12 protein-coding genes are annotated in these 13,409 nt (G+C 64.3%); 6 read left to right on the forward strand and 6 right to left on the reverse strand.

From position 1 onward, the window contains the following. Positions 1 to 87: 87 nt before the first annotated feature. Entirely contained in the window at positions 88 to 1,107 is a 1,020-nt protein-coding gene (locus tag HMPREF9440_RS01115) for a bile acid:sodium symporter family protein (RefSeq protein WP_392391989.1), read from the reverse strand. A gap of 489 nt (positions 1,108 to 1,596) precedes the next feature. Here HMPREF9440_RS01115 and HMPREF9440_RS11780 point away from each other — a divergent pair, with 489 nt between their 5' ends. Next, positions 1,597 to 1,764 carry a hypothetical protein gene (locus HMPREF9440_RS11780; protein WP_008540666.1) on the forward strand — a complete coding sequence of 56 codons (168 nt, stop codon included), beginning with the start codon at positions 1,597 to 1,599 and terminating at the stop codon, positions 1,762 to 1,764. 212 nt (positions 1,765 to 1,976) lie between these two features. Here HMPREF9440_RS11780 and HMPREF9440_RS01125 read toward each other — a convergent pair whose 3' ends face one another. From HMPREF9440_RS01125 to HMPREF9440_RS01140, 4 genes are all read right to left on the reverse strand, one after another. Continuing rightward, positions 1,977 to 2,801: an energy transducer TonB gene (locus tag HMPREF9440_RS01125; protein WP_245523548.1), complete on the reverse strand. Its 825-nt coding sequence runs from the start codon at positions 2,799 to 2,801 to the stop codon at positions 1,977 to 1,979. A gap of 16 nt (positions 2,802 to 2,817) precedes the next feature. Continuing rightward, positions 2,818 to 3,216, reverse strand: coding sequence for a TonB system transport protein ExbD (gene exbD / locus HMPREF9440_RS01130; protein ID WP_008540671.1), 399 nt, complete (start codon positions 3,214 to 3,216; stop codon positions 2,818 to 2,820). Positions 3,217 to 3,234: 18 nt separating this feature from the next. After that, positions 3,235 to 3,663, reverse strand: a complete 429-nt coding sequence (gene exbB, locus HMPREF9440_RS01135) for a TonB-system energizer ExbB (protein ID WP_008540673.1) — start codon at positions 3,661 to 3,663, stop codon at positions 3,235 to 3,237. A 186-nt stretch (positions 3,664 to 3,849) separates the two neighbouring features. Beyond that, positions 3,850 to 5,898, reverse strand: a complete 2,049-nt coding sequence (locus HMPREF9440_RS01140; RefSeq protein WP_008540674.1) for a TonB-dependent receptor domain-containing protein — start codon at positions 5,896 to 5,898, stop codon at positions 3,850 to 3,852. 579 nt (positions 5,899 to 6,477) lie between these two features. Here HMPREF9440_RS01140 and HMPREF9440_RS01145 point away from each other — a divergent pair. From HMPREF9440_RS01145 to HMPREF9440_RS01165, 5 genes are all read left to right on the forward strand, one after another. Next, positions 6,478 to 7,542: an ABC transporter permease gene (locus HMPREF9440_RS01145; protein WP_008540676.1), complete on the forward strand. Its 1,065-nt coding sequence runs from the start codon at positions 6,478 to 6,480 to the stop codon at positions 7,540 to 7,542. After that, on the forward strand, positions 7,542 to 8,627 hold the full coding sequence (locus tag HMPREF9440_RS01150; RefSeq protein ID WP_008540677.1) for an iron chelate uptake ABC transporter family permease subunit: 1,086 nt from the start codon (positions 7,542 to 7,544) through the stop codon (positions 8,625 to 8,627). The genes HMPREF9440_RS01145 and HMPREF9440_RS01150 overlap by 1 nt, the downstream gene beginning before the upstream one ends. A 180-nt stretch (positions 8,628 to 8,807) precedes the next feature. Further along, positions 8,808 to 9,563, forward strand: a complete 756-nt coding sequence (locus HMPREF9440_RS01155; protein WP_008540678.1) for an iron ABC transporter ATP-binding protein — start codon at positions 8,808 to 8,810, stop codon at positions 9,561 to 9,563. 93 nt (positions 9,564 to 9,656) lie between these two features. Next, the gene (locus HMPREF9440_RS01160; RefSeq protein WP_008540679.1) at positions 9,657 to 10,610 is read left to right on the forward strand and encodes a siderophore ABC transporter substrate-binding protein; all 954 of its coding nucleotides are present in this window, start codon (positions 9,657 to 9,659) and stop codon (positions 10,608 to 10,610) included. 64 nt (positions 10,611 to 10,674) lie between these two features. After that, a complete protein-coding gene (locus HMPREF9440_RS01165; protein ID WP_008540680.1) occupies positions 10,675 to 11,652 on the forward strand; it encodes an ABC transporter substrate-binding protein in 978 nt (325 codons plus the stop codon). Positions 11,653 to 11,928: 276 nt separating this feature from the next. Here HMPREF9440_RS01165 and potE read toward each other — a convergent pair whose 3' ends face one another. Beyond that, positions 11,929 to 13,260 (reverse strand): putrescine-ornithine antiporter, encoded by a 1,332-nt coding sequence (potE, locus tag HMPREF9440_RS01170; RefSeq protein ID WP_008540682.1) that lies wholly within the window; start codon positions 13,258 to 13,260, stop codon positions 11,929 to 11,931. Positions 13,261 to 13,409: the final 149 nt, after the last annotated feature.

Genomic DNA, 13,409 nt, shown 5'->3' on the forward strand with positions numbered 1-13,409 from the left:
GCGCTTCTCCAACGAGAGGCACAGAGAAAATCCCCGGCCGCTTCCGTCGACCGGGGATTTCTTCAAGTGGGGTTCAGCTGGTGGATCTCAGCCCTGCACGGCTTCCGGAGCATCCCCCGCCTTCTGCTTGGCGGCCAAAGCCTCGATGCGGTCGAAGAAGCTCGGTTCTTCGCCTTCTTCGCGCATCTTCGCGAAGACCGTCGCGAGCACAGGACCCGTGATGTTGTGCCAGAGGGCGCCGATCGCGGAGGGGAGCGCGGCCATCGGGTTCATGGCGAAGTGCACGGTGGCGAGCGCGGCGCCGAGGCCCGAATTCTGCATGCCGACTTCGATCGAGAGGCACTTACGCTTCGAGAGGTTCATGCCGAGCATCTTGGCGAAGAGGTAGCCGAAGCCCAACCCCATCGCGTTGTGGAGCGCCACCGCGGCGAAGACGAGGAGACCGGCCGAGACGAGCTGCTTCTGGGCGCCGCCCACGACGGCGGCGGCGATGGTGACGATCGAGATCACGGAGACCAAGGGCAGCGCGGCGACGATGTTGTCCAACTTCCGACCGAGCCACTTGTGGGCGAAGACGCCGGCGGCGACGGGCACCACGATGATCTGGACGATCGAGACGAACATCGCGACGGGGTCCACTTCAAGCCATTCGGAGGCGAAGAGATACATGAGGGCCGGGGTCATGACGGGCGCCAAGAGCGTCGTGCACGAGGTGATCGTGACGGACAGAGCCACGTCGCCGCGGGCGAGGAACGTCACGACGTTCGAGGCCGTGCCGCCCGGGCAGCAGCCCAAGAGCATCAGGCCCACGGCCACCTCGGGCGGCAGGTCCATCACGATGCAGAGCACCCAGGCCGAGACCGGCATGATGACGAACTGACCGACGATGCCGATCGCGACGTCGCGCGGGCGGCGGAAGACTTCACGGAAGTCCGCGGGCGACAGGGTGAGCCCCATGCCGAACATCACGACGCCGAGAAGAATCGAAATGTAGGGCGCGGCAAGCTTGCAGGTTTCCGGAATGACGAAGCCGGCGATACCGGCGAATACGACGAGTACGGCGAAGTACTTGTTGGCGAGACGCGAGAGCGTGACGAAAACCTGCAGCATGGTCGATTACCTCATAAATTTGCCGGCTGCATAGGCAGCCGTGCACCCGGAGCGGAAGTTCTTCTGGGTCATGATTCTTGAAACTTGAAAACGTGCGGCCGGTGGGTTTCTGTTCCCCGCGGCCGCGGGTTCATGACGGATGGGAAAGCGCCGGAGGACCTGCATCAGGCGTCGTTTTGCGGTTTGGCCCGAGGGGTCCGTTTCGCCTTTCCGTTCGCACAATCTATCAGCGCGATCGGGAGGAGGGTGGCGCGCACTTCCCGCAAATGGGGGAGAGCTGAGGTTTTCGAAGAAAGATATGAGATTTGCCAAAGCGCTTTGGCTGTATGAAGTAGGGAGATTGTCTTAGGGCATTACGGACGTTTTTTCAAAAACGCCGAAGGCGCCCCCGAAGCGCTTCGAAAGGACTTCCCGACCGGGGTCGAACGGGCGTCGGGGAGGGACGGAGAGCGCCGCACGGGGGTCCTTGCTCAGAAGCCCTGGATCGTGCCGATCCCGGGGACGACGAAGCTCGAACGCCTCAAAGAAAACGTCGCGGCGGCCGAGGTGGAATTGACGGCGGAAGACCTCGCGCTCCTTCGCCGCGAGCTCGACGCGACGCCCGTGCAGGGCGATCGCTACCGGCCCGAGCACGCGAAGCGCGTGGTCGAATAAGGCGCAATGAGGCTGAACAAGTCCTCTCCTCTATGAACGAACGGCGCACCGGGTCAAACCGATGCGCCGTTCGTCTTGGGACGGGTCGGGATGCCCGGAGGAGTGAGTGTCGGGCGTCCCGGGGGTCGGGGCGGTTCTTCGGGGGTGGTGTCGGGGGATCTTCCTTCTCTTCGTGCTCTTCTTCCTCTTTATTCCTCTTCTTCCGCTCAGTCTCAGATCAGCTCAAACCGGATGGGGAAGCGGAGCCGCACGTCCTTCCCCGGCGCCGACCAGCGCTTCGAGGCGCGCTTCACCGCGCGGATCGCGGCGACGTCGAGGTCCTTGTGCCCTGCGGTCTTCCAGACGTCGAGGTCGCGGAGCGCACCGTCGGCGGCCACCGTGAACTGGAGGACGGACGAGCCTTCGAGCTTCATCGCGCGGGCCTTCCGGGGGTATTCGAGCGAGTGCTCCACGAGGCGCTTCACTTCGGAGAGGAACGGATCGACCGATTCGCCGTCCACCAGCGTCGAGATCCCGCCCGCATCCGACGAGCTCGCGGCGCCGGGGGCGGAAGCCCCGGCGGCGGCCGACGGGACGGGCGACGGCGCGGGGGCGGGCTTGGCGTTCGTCTTCGCGACCTGTGCGGGGCTCTCAACCGGCTTCTGCGCGGGCTTCTGAACCTTCTTCACGACCTTCTTCTCAACGACCTTCTTGACGGGTTCGGGCTTCGGTTCGGGTTTCGGTTCCGGTTTGGGTTCGGGTTTCGGCTCAGGCTTCGGTTCCGGTGTCGGCTCCACGACGGGCTCGGGCTCCGGGGTCGGTTCCGGCTGGGCCTCTTCGACGGGCTGCTCAAGAGGCTCTTCCACCTGTTCGGGGGCCTGTTGGGGTTCGGGTGCGGCCACTTCTTCCGTGGCCGGCGCCGCTCCCGCGAACTGCGAGAAGGCCATCGACACCGAGACGGCTTCGCCCGCCGCGCGGTAGGCGGATTCCGGCATCGCCCAGAGCGTGCCTATAAGCAGCGGCGCGTAGAGCGCCGCCGCCGCGGCGAAGGAGCGCACCGAGCGGGCGCAGTCCTCAGCGGCCGCCGCGCTTTTCAGTCTCAACGGTGAAGTTTTCATGCTTGTTCCTGCGCAGGAGGTCGATCACCTGAATGAAGCCGTCGAAGCGCGCCTCGCGGTCGATGCGGAGCACAACGCGGTCCTTCGGACCCAGGGCCGAGAGATGCCGCTCGATCCCTTCCAGGTCCGTCTTCTCGCCCGCCCAGTGAATCGTCCCGGCGGCGTCGATCTGGATCAACGCCGGAGGCGCATCCGCCTGATGCGGCGTTTCCGCCGAGTCCGCCTGCGGGAGCTTGATCTCGATTTCGCCCTTCGCGATGAAGGTGGAGATGGAGAGCACCATCGCGAGGAGGACGAGCATGATGTCGATGAAGGGAACGATGTTCAAGGGTTCCTTCTTCGGAATCTCGATCATGGTGGCGTCTCCCCGGGGTTACTCGGCCGCGGCGGCGGGACGCCACTTCGCGGAGAGCACGTTGATGCGGCGCTGGAGCGCGTTGTAGATGATGAGGGTCGGGATCGCGACGGCGAGGCCGAGAGCGGTCGCCTTCAGAGCGAGCGACAGCCCCGTCATGATGTCCGACGCGTTGATCGTGCCGCTCGTGCCCATGTCGTAGAAGGTGATCATGATGCCGATCACGGTCCCCAAAAGCCCCACGTACGGGGCGTTCGAGTAGATGATGTAGAGCGTCGTCAGGTTGTTCGTGAGCGCTTCGTCGTAGTCTTCCTTCGTCGCGTAGCGGGAGGCGTCGAGCGCGCGGAAGAACATGAGCCGCTCGATCGTGAGCCAAATGGTGATGAAGCCCATGAGGCCGAGGACGGCGAAGATGACGTAGTCGATCGTTTCCTTCAGAAGTTCCATGGTGTGGGGACCGGCGTCGGCCGGAAGCGGTCGTTGGTGAAAAGAGTGCAGGGGAGACCCCGGGAGGTCTTCCGAAGGGTTCCGTTCCGTACCCGGGTATCGGAATCCTTCGGAAGGCCTTCGCCGTCGGGGGCCGTGAGGCGCCCCGAAGGCGTCGGATCAGTTGAGCCGGAGAGGCGTCAGATCTCAGAACTCATACGTGTAGGAGGCCCAGAGGCTGCGGCCTTCTTCGTACTCGCGGTAGAGGTTCGAGTACGAGACGGAGCCGCCCCTGCCGGTGGTCGCGTACCAGTCGTAGAACTTGCGGTCGAGGAGGTTGTTGACGACCACGTTCACGCGATGGTTCTTGTTGAAGCGGTAGCCGGCCCCGAGGTCGAAGATGAGCACGTCGTTGTACTTCGGATGGGTCGAATCGAGAAGCCCCGTCTTGCTCGCGACGTTCGGCGTGTCCAACTGCGCGCGGGCGCGCAGGTACGACGTGAAGGGGCCGTCTTCGTAGTCGACCTTGGCCGAAATCACGTGCTTCGGAAGCGAGCTCACCGGCTTGTTGTAGTTGGTCGCGCCCGGGGTCTTCACCTTGGATTCGGTGTAGGTGTAGCTCCCGGTGAAGGCGAACCCGTAGTAGCGGTTCGTGCGAAGGCCCACTTCCACGCCCTTCGCCTCAACCTTGCCGATGTTGATGCGGGTCTGCGAGATCGTGGTCGTGCCGTCCTTCACGGTCTCGTAGTCGATCTTGTTCTTGAAGTCCGTGTAGAAGCCGGTCAAGGTGAGCGCCGCGACGTCCGCGAGGCGGATGTCGGTCGAGAGTTCGTAGTTCCAGCTCTCTTCGGGCTTGAGGTTCGAGCTCCCGTAGCGGGGGTAGTAGCTGCCGGACTGGCCGTTCAGCTCATAGATCCCGTCGGTGAGTTCCTTCACCGCAGGGGTCTTGTAGCCCCCGGCGATGCCGCCCTTGAAGCTGATGACTTCAGACGGCTTCCACACGACGTAGCCGCGCGGGGTCACGTGCGAGCCGAAGATGTCGCTCCAGGTGAGGCGCGCGCCCAAGGTCGTCGACCATTCCTCGTTGATGAAGTATTCGCCTTCCATGAAGCCCGAAATCTGCGTGTGGTCGAGCTTCTTCCCGTAGAGGTCGGAGGAGATGACGTTGCCCTCCGGGTCCTTCTTGCCGGCGTCCGGGCCGGAGGAGTCGTCGCGGAAGGTGTCGTACCAGTATTCGAGACCCGTGGAGAGGTTCATCGCACCCCAGTCGCCGAGGTCGATCGGGGAGACCAACTTCGTCGAGGCGATGAAGTTTTCGGCCTTCAGAACGTCGGCCGAGCTCGTGTTCTCCAGCCCCGCGTACTGGAAGTACGTTTCCGTTTCACCGATGTCGTACTTGCCCTGGTGCGCGAGGACGAGGTTCGTTTTGGACGCCCACCAGAGGCTCTTGATGCCGGCGGAGGACGTGTTCATCGAGCCGCCCTTGAAGCGGTGGAAGTCGCCGTCGACGTAGAAGCTGTTCGATTCGTTCACCGTGAAGGTGAGACGCCCGCCCATCGTGCCGGTGAAGCCTTCCGAGGGCGAGTGCGAGGCGTAGCCGCCGGCCGGGGTCTTGAGGCCCGAGGCGCTCTTCTGGTGCCAGCGCCCGCGAAGCTGCAGCGACGCGGTGTCTTCCTTCAAGGGCGTGGCGAGGTAGACGCCGGTGCCCCAGCTGTTGCCGTAGAGGTCGGAATGCTCCTGGAGCGTCCCTTCGACCGTGATGCTCCCCGTGAAGCGGTTTGGGTGCTTCTTCGTGATGATGTTGACCACACCGCCCACGGCGTCGGAGCCGTAGATGGTCGACGCCGGGCCGCGGAGCACTTCGATGCGTTCGATCGCGGCCGCGGGCGGGAGGAAGCTCGCCTGCGGGTCGAAGCCGTTTTTGATGAACCCGTCGTCGACGTTCTGGCGCTTGCCGTCGATCAAAATCAGCGTGTACTTCGAGTCGAAGCCGCGCAGGCGGATCGTGTGGCCACCCATCTTCGTCTGCTGGATGTCGACGCCCGGGACGTCTTCGATCGCTTCGGCGATGTCGGAGACGGGCTTCGACTGGAGGTCCGAAGCGGTGATGATGGAAACGCTCGCGGGAGCGTCGCGGGTGTCCTGCGCATAGCCCGCGGCCGACACGACGGATTCGTCGAGCGTGTGGAGGGCGGGTTCCGCGGCGTACGCGGCCGAGACCGCGATCGTCAGGGGGAGAAGTGCAAGGCTTCGCATGGGATGTGTCTGCCGTTCAAAAAAGAGTCGTCCGCGCGGAAGTTCGGCCGGGCGTCAAAGCCGGGGTGGTCCCCGGTCGGTCCGGAAGCGGGCTCAGAGGTTTTTCGACCTTCGGTCACGGCAATGCGCCGGTTCAGAAAAGATCCGCCCGGGCGCCTCACGGCCCTCCGCGTAGATCCGGGCGCGGCTCGCGCCTGCCCGTTGCGACGCATCTTAACTGACAATCATTCGCATCTGTGAACGTGAAAAGCGGGAGCAGGGTGATCGGACGGTTTTGTGTTCGTTTTGTCCGTCAATTGCACTGCAAATTAGTGAAAAGAATGGATTCATGCAGTTTCGGCGACCTGTTCCGATAGGCAACCCGGATGCCGCTGATCAGAAGATGCCTTAACGAGGAAGCATAGTCTCTAAACAACCTCAAATCGTAGAAAAGATACGGCGTAAAAAGCACGTGAAAACGCAGGTTCTCCGAAAACAGAAGGTGTCTGTCCGTAAAAAGTTAATCAATGTAAAGCGTCCGAAGACGCGACAAGTTCTCATTTAGAGTGAGGGCCTCCAAGGACGAAGAACTTCATTTTCATGACCCGCTCGACCTACATCCTGTTGGCGGCCACGCTCGCGCTCTCGGTACTCTCGCTCGGCGTCGGGGCGGCGGACGCGTCGCTTTGGGACGCACTCGTCCATGCCGACGAGGAGGCGCTGCACGTCCTCATCACGTCCCGCCTCCCGCGTCTTCTCGCGATCCTCTGCACGGGGGCCGGGATGAGCATCGCGGGGCTCATCATGCAGCAGCTCTGCGCGAACAAGTTCGTCTCGCCCACGACGGGCGCGACGATTTCGTCCGCGCAGTTCGGCATTCTTTTGGCGCTCCTCTTCATGCCGGAGTCGACCCTCTGGGGCCGCGCGCTCTTTGCCTTTGCGGCGGCGGTCGCGGGCACCTGGCTCTTCGTCTGGGTCGTGATGCGCCTTCCCATGAAGGACGTGATGTTGGTGCCCCTTGTTGGGATCATGTTCGGGAACGTGATCGGTGGGATCACGAGCTTTCTCGCGTTCCGCTTCGACATGACGCAGGCGCTCTCGACCTGGCTCGTGGGCGGGTTTTCGCTCGTTTTGAAGGGCCGCTACGAATTGGTTTGGCTCGTCGCCCCGATGATCGTCCTCGCGATGGTCTACGCGCGCCACTTCAACATCGTCGGGATGGGGAAGGACTTCTCGAAGAACCTCGGCGTCAGCTACGAATTCATCCTTTTCTTGGGGCTCACCATCGCCGCGATGATCACCGCGGCGGTCGTGACCGTCGTGGGCGCGATCTCCTACATCGGTTTGATCGTCCCCAACATCGTGGCGCTCTACAAGGGGGACGACGTCCGCTCTACCATCCCCGACACGGCGCTCTTCGGCGCGCTCTTCGTCCTGGCGTGCGACCTGATCGGCCGCGTCGTCATCGCCCCCTATGAGCTCCCGATCGAACTGATCGTGGGGTCCGTGGGGAGCCTCACCTTCATCGGCCTCATCTTCTGGCGTCTGCAGTTCGGCCGCGGTGCCTTCTCGAAGGAAAAGCTCCTCGCGCTTTTCGGTCTACACCCCAACCGCAATTCGGGCGGGCCCGGCTGCCCGGGCTGCGCTCCCGGAGGACTCCGCTGATGGCTGAGAACACCGCTTCGCTCAACACCCCCAAGGGCCTCGTCAACCGCCTCGAAGCCGCGCTGGAGGCGCAGGCGCTGCCCGCGCCCCGGACGCAACCTCTGCCCAACGCCGCGGCGGCGCGTCTGCGCCGCCGGCGGACGCTCTCGCTCGTCGTCCTCTCGGCGCTCGTCGTCGTCTTTTCGGCGCTCTACCTTTTCGCGTTCGTCAACCCCAAGTACTTCGAGTTCGCGATGAGCCTGCGTCTCCCGCGCTATGCGGGGATCGCGACCGCGGCGGCGGCGATCGCCGGGGCGTCGATGATCTTCCAGACGCTGATCCGAAACACGATCGTGACCCCGTGCCTTCTCGGGATGAATTCGCTCTACGTGCTCGTTCACACCGGGGTGGTGTTCTTCCTCGGGTCGGGGAGCGACTTCTCGACCGATCCGATCCTCTCGTTCCTTTTGGACATCGTCGTCATGGGGACGGTCGCGGCCGTCGTCTACAACGCGATCTTCGAGAAGACGGGCGGGAACGTCCTCTACGTGCTCCTGATCGGCACCGTGCTCTCCACCTTCTTCGGGAGCGTGCAGTCGTCGCTCACCCGCGTGATGGACCCGAACGAGTACGACGCGCTCTTGAACAGCTTGGTCGCCAGCTTCTCCAACGTCAACGCTTCGGTGCTGATCCCCGGTTGGATCCTTTTGGGGCTCATCGTCCTGTGGCTGCGCCGTGACCTGAAGCTCCTCGACGTGATCGCCCTCGGGCGCGAGAACGCCATCAACCTGGGGGTCGACTACGAGCGCACCGTGCGCCGTCTCATGACGGGCGTCGCGCTCTCGATCGCGGTGGCGACCGCGTTGGTGGGCCCGCTTTCGTTCCTCGGCCTCATCACCGCGAACCTCGCGCGGCAGCTCCTTCAGACGCACCGCCACGTGCCCTTGATCGCGGGGAGCGTCCTGATCGGCGTCTTGATCCTCACCGCCGGGCAGTTCTTCGTCGAACACGTCACGCTCTACAGCGTCCCGGTGAGCGTCTTCGTGACGGTCGGGGGCGGCCTCTACTTCCTCTACCTGATTCTGCGCGCCCCGAAGCGCGGGTGAGCGCGGGGGAGGCGGGAAAGCTCCCCAGGGGGCCGACCGGGTCCGCAAGGGCAGGGCGGCCTCCCGAATCCGTGGAGTCGCCGCCTCCCTGCCGGAGCTCCCGGCCTCCCCGAACGACCCGGATTTTCGAAATCCAAAACAACCCCAAACAACCCGAACAACCCCAACCGAGTGCCCCCGATGCTCGAGATCCGCAACCTCCACAAACACTACGAAGGCCGCGCCGTCGTTGAGGACGTTTCCGTCACGCTCCCGCGCGGGAAAGTGACGTCGATGATCGGCCCGAACGGCGCCGGGAAGTCCACCGTGCTCGGCATGGTGGCCCGTCTCGTCGCCAGGACGGAAGGCTCGATCGAGCTTTCCGGCACGGACGTGACGAAGTGGGGGAGCCGCGAGCTCGCCAAAAAGCTCGCGATCCTCACGCAGTCGAACAACGTCTCGATGAAGTTGACCGTCCGTGAGCTCGTCGCCTTCGGACGCTTCCCGCACAGCGGCTCGCACTTGTCGGCGGACGACTGGACGAAGGTCGACGAAGCGATCCGCTACATGGAGCTCGAACCCTTCGCCGAGCGCTTCATCGACGAGATGTCGGGCGGGCAGCGCCAGCGTGCCTTCATCGCGATGGTGCTGGCGCAGGACACGGACTACATCCTCCTGGACGAGCCCACCAACAACCTCGACATCTACCACGCGACGCAGATGATGAAGCTCGTGCGCCGCCTGGCGGACGAGCTGGGCAAAACCGTCATCCTGGTCCTTCACGAAATCAACCTCGCGGCCTTCTATTCGGACTTCATCTGCGCGTTCAAAAACGGGAAGGTCGCGGCCTTCGGGCCTGTGGACGACGTGATGACGCCCGAAACCCTCGAAGCCGTCTACGACGTGCCCTTCGAAATCCACCGCATCGAAGGCCGCCCGCTCGCGGTCTACCACTGACCGGGTCCCCGGGATCCTCGGGGAGGCCTCATCCGCCTCATTCCCCCGCATTCAGAACATTTCCGACTTTCCAAAACACAAGGACGCCACACCATGCTCCGACGCAACGTTTTTCAGTTCGCCGCCTGCGCGGCGATGACGCTCTCCTTCCTCGGTCTCTCCGCGCCCGCGCAGGCCGTGGAGCTCGACTCCTTGAACGGCCGACAGAAGCCCGTCAAGGTCGAAGTCCCCGCCAACCCGCAGCGGATCGCCGTCCTCGACATGGCGGTTCTCGACATGCTCCAGAACTGGAACCTCTTGGACCGCGTCGTGGCGATGCCGAAGACGTCGCCCGTTCCGTTTCTGAAGACCGCCTTTGAGATGGACTCGATCCGCGACGTCGGCACCTTGAAGGAAGTCGACATGGAGGGCTTGATGGCGAGCGAACCCGACGTGATCTTCATCTCGGGGCGATTGATGAAGAAGTACGACGAACTCTCCCGCATTGCGCCGGTCGTCTACATGACGGTCGACCGTACCGAGGGCTCCATGAAGAGCTTCGAGAAGAACCTCATGAACGTCGCGAAGCTCTTCGGGAAGGAGTCGGACGCGAAGGCGACCGTCGAATCCTTCGAAGCCCGCATCGGCGCGATCCGCGAAAAGAGCAACGGCGCGACCGCTCTGGTCGGGCTCGTCACGGCCGCGCACGTGAACGTCCTCGGCGACTCGGCCCGCGGGTCCCTGATCGGGGAGGAATTCGGCTTCAAAAACCTCGCGGTCGACGCGGGCGCGAACCACGGGAACGAAGCGTCGTTTGAACTTCTCCTGAAGCGCAATCCCGACTACTTCTTCGTCCTCGACCGCGACAGCGCGATCTCGCGCCCGGGCGCGAAGCTCGCGAAGGACATTCTCGAAAACGACCTCGTCACCCGCATGAGCGCCTACCAGAAGGACCGCATCGTCTACTTGACGCCCGCTGCGTGGTACCTGGCCGAAGGCGGCATCACCGCGATGGATCTGATGTTCTCGGACGTCGAGAAGGCGCTCGGGATCGAAGCCGCGAAGTAAACGCCCGCCTCATCGGACACCGGGAGACCGAAACCCCAAGAACACGATAAGAAGGACAACGACCATGAAGAACACCATCGACCGCCGCACGCTCCTCGCGGCCGCCGGCCTCACGCTCTCCGCCGCCGCGTTCGCGGGCGTCGTGATGGGCTCCGCGCTCGGTCTCATCCCCGCCGCCCACGCGGCGGGCCGTCCGCTCACCGTCAGCCCGAAGCGCATCGCCGCGCTCGACTACGCCGTGCTCGACATGTTCACGGTCTGGGGCGAGACGGGCCGCCTGGTGGCTGCGGCCGACCCGGCGCCCTTGGGCTACCTCAAGGCCCCCGAGGGGATTCCGCTGACGGGCGGCTTGAAGACCGCCCCCGTCGCGGAACTCCAGGCCGCGAAGCCCGACCTCATCGTGATCACGGGGCGGCTCCAACGCTCCGAGGCCGAATTGAAGGCGATCGCCCCGGTGGTGCTCATCACCCCCGACCAGGCGGGCGGCGCTCTGGAGAGCTACGCCGAGAACATGCGCTTGGCCGCGGGCTGGGTCGGGAAGCAGCGCGAGGCCGACGCGGAGATCCGCTGCATCGAAGCGCGCGTCAAGGCCGTCCGCGAGAAGGCCGCGGGCGCGACCGTGGCGGTCCTGATGGTGAACGAAGGCCGCGTCGGGATGCTGCCGCCCGGCGGGCGCTGCTCCCTCATTTCCCGCGAATTCGGCTTCACGAACGTCGTCGCGCCCCGCACGGGCGCGGCGCCGAAAAAAGGCGGCCCGAAGCCCGACGCCGCAGCCATCAAGGCCGGGAACGAAAAGACGCTCACCGACCTCAAGGCGCTCAACCCCAAGTACGTCTTCATCCTCAACAAGGACCGCGCCGTCGGCCGTCCCGAAGTGGGCGACCACCGTGCGCTTCTGGGCGCGGAAGGCTGGGATTCGCTCGAAGCCGTCCGCGAAGGCCGGGCTTTCGGTCTGACGGACGCCGCCTGGTACCTTGGCGAAGGCGGCCCGACCGGGATGGATCTGATGGTGAAGGACGTCGAGCGCGCGCTCGGGATCTGAACCGTCTGAAGCGCTGAAGCTCCAAGGCGCGCCATCCTTGCCGCTCCATGACAATCGCCCGGCCGTCTCACGACGGTCGGGCGATTCGTCATAGGCGGGTTGCGGGGCCTGCGCTCACGTCCTTCTTGCCGGATGGGCGGTGGCTTGATGCCCCAACGTTGCGGGGTGAGCGCTTCATCCCTGGGGCTTCCCGGGCCCCTGCGGCCCTGCGGAAGCGCTTCCGGGACGGCCGGGAAGCCGTCCCGAGAGAGCGGCCGCTCAGCCGCCCGAAGCCGGTCAGTTCGTGGTCTGCACGGCCGCCGCCGCGCCGCGGCGGTGCGTGTAGCCGTAGAACCAGATGCCGGCGAAGGTGACGAGGCCGCCCCAAAGCATGGCGGTGGCGCCCGACGCATAGAGCGCGTAGAGGCAGTAGAGGCTCCCGATCCCGGCGAGGATGTTGGTGATGCGGAGCTCCCGGTCCGAAATCCGGAGGCTCTCGTGGTCGATCATCACGTTGATGGCGGCCAAGGCGAAGAGGAAGGGAACGAGGTTCGTCACGACCGCGAGGTCGACGAGGATGAAGAACTGCTCCTCCAACTTCGGGTTCATCGTGAGGATGGAGAGAAGCGACTGCGCCACCGCGATGATGATCATCCCGATGATGGGCACGTGCTTCTTCGAGACCTTGCCGAAGATCTTCGGGAAGTAGCCTTCAAGAGCCGAGCCGCGGAAGACTTCCGCGAGCGTGAACTGCCAGCTCATCAGAGCACCGGCTTCCGCCAAGGCCATGACGGCCATGATGCACTTCCCGATGAAGGGCGTGAACATCGTCGCGAAGACGAGGCCGAAGGGCGCGGTCGAGCTCGCCAAAGCGGCGTTGTCGACGATCCCGGCCGCGACGTTGTTCGAGAAGATGTAGATGACGGCGACCCCGGCCGTGGCGCAGAGCACCGCCTTCGGAACGGTCTTCTCGGGGTTTTCGACGCGGTCGGCGTTCGCGCACGCGCTCTCCAGGCCCAGGAACCCCCAGAGCGTCATCGAAAGCGCCGCGCTGATCCCGTCGAAGTAGCTCATGCCGTGCGGGTTCCAGGCGGCGACGAAGCGCTCGGTCTCGAACCAGAACCAGCCCGCCGTACAGAGAAAGAGAATCGGGAGAATGAGCGCCCACGCGAAGAAGTGGGAGATGTGCCCGGTCGCTCGCACGCCCGGGAAGTTGATCACGGTGCAGATCCAGATGAGCCCCATCGAGTAGAGACCGATCTCCAAAGCCGAGAGCTGCGCGTCGAAGATCATCGCGCCGTAGCCCACGACTGAAACCGCGATCGAGAGGTTCGCGATCAGAAGCGAAATGCCGTAGGTGTAGTTGGCGAGAAAGCTCCCGCTGCGCCCGAAGGCGTACTGGGAGTAGCCGCCCAGACCGGCCTGCGCGTTGCGCGAGAGCGTCCCGCAGCGCGCGAAGACGTACGCGACGGACGCCGAGCCGATGATCGTGACGATCCAGGCGAAGATCGACATGGTGCCGACTTCCGCCAGTTTCGTAGGCATGAGGATGATTGAAGAGCCGACCATGTTAAGGATCGTCGCCATGGTGAGCTCGAGGAAGGTCAGTTTCTGCTTGGATGCGGACACAAGGGGCCTCTGTGGAAGGTGCTTGTGGAGCCGTGATTTGGGCTGTTCGTCTAGTGAAACCCGCCCGCGGGCTCCCTTTTACGGGTGTGAAATAACAGCGAAGCCGCCCGAGGTTGAGACGGACGGCGTCGATGGGGCGCGGAGCCGCC

It is taken from the genome of Sutterella parvirubra YIT 11816, from assembly GCF_000250875.1.
Classification (GTDB): Bacteria; Pseudomonadota; Gammaproteobacteria; order Burkholderiales; family Burkholderiaceae_F; genus Sutterella; species Sutterella parvirubra.

Coding starts and splice junctions, on each gene's coding strand:
- HMPREF9440_RS01150 (WP_008540677.1), top strand. CDS start 7,542: ATGGCTGAGAACACCGCTTCGCTCAACACCCCCAAGGGCCTCGTCAAC.
- HMPREF9440_RS01160 (WP_008540679.1), top strand. CDS start 9,657: ATGCTCCGACGCAACGTTTTTCAGTTCGCCGCCTGCGCGGCGATGACG.
- HMPREF9440_RS01145 (WP_008540676.1), top strand. CDS start 6,478: ATGACCCGCTCGACCTACATCCTGTTGGCGGCCACGCTCGCGCTCTCG.
- exbB (WP_008540673.1), bottom strand. CDS start 3,663: ATGGAACTTCTGAAGGAAACGATCGACTACGTCATCTTCGCCGTCCTC.
- HMPREF9440_RS01155 (WP_008540678.1), top strand. CDS start 8,808: ATGCTCGAGATCCGCAACCTCCACAAACACTACGAAGGCCGCGCCGTC.
- HMPREF9440_RS01165 (WP_008540680.1), top strand. CDS start 10,675: ATGAAGAACACCATCGACCGCCGCACGCTCCTCGCGGCCGCCGGCCTC.
- HMPREF9440_RS01140 (WP_008540674.1), bottom strand. CDS start 5,898: ATGCGAAGCCTTGCACTTCTCCCCCTGACGATCGCGGTCTCGGCCGCG.
- exbD (WP_008540671.1), bottom strand. CDS start 3,216: ATGATCGAGATTCCGAAGAAGGAACCCTTGAACATCGTTCCCTTCATC.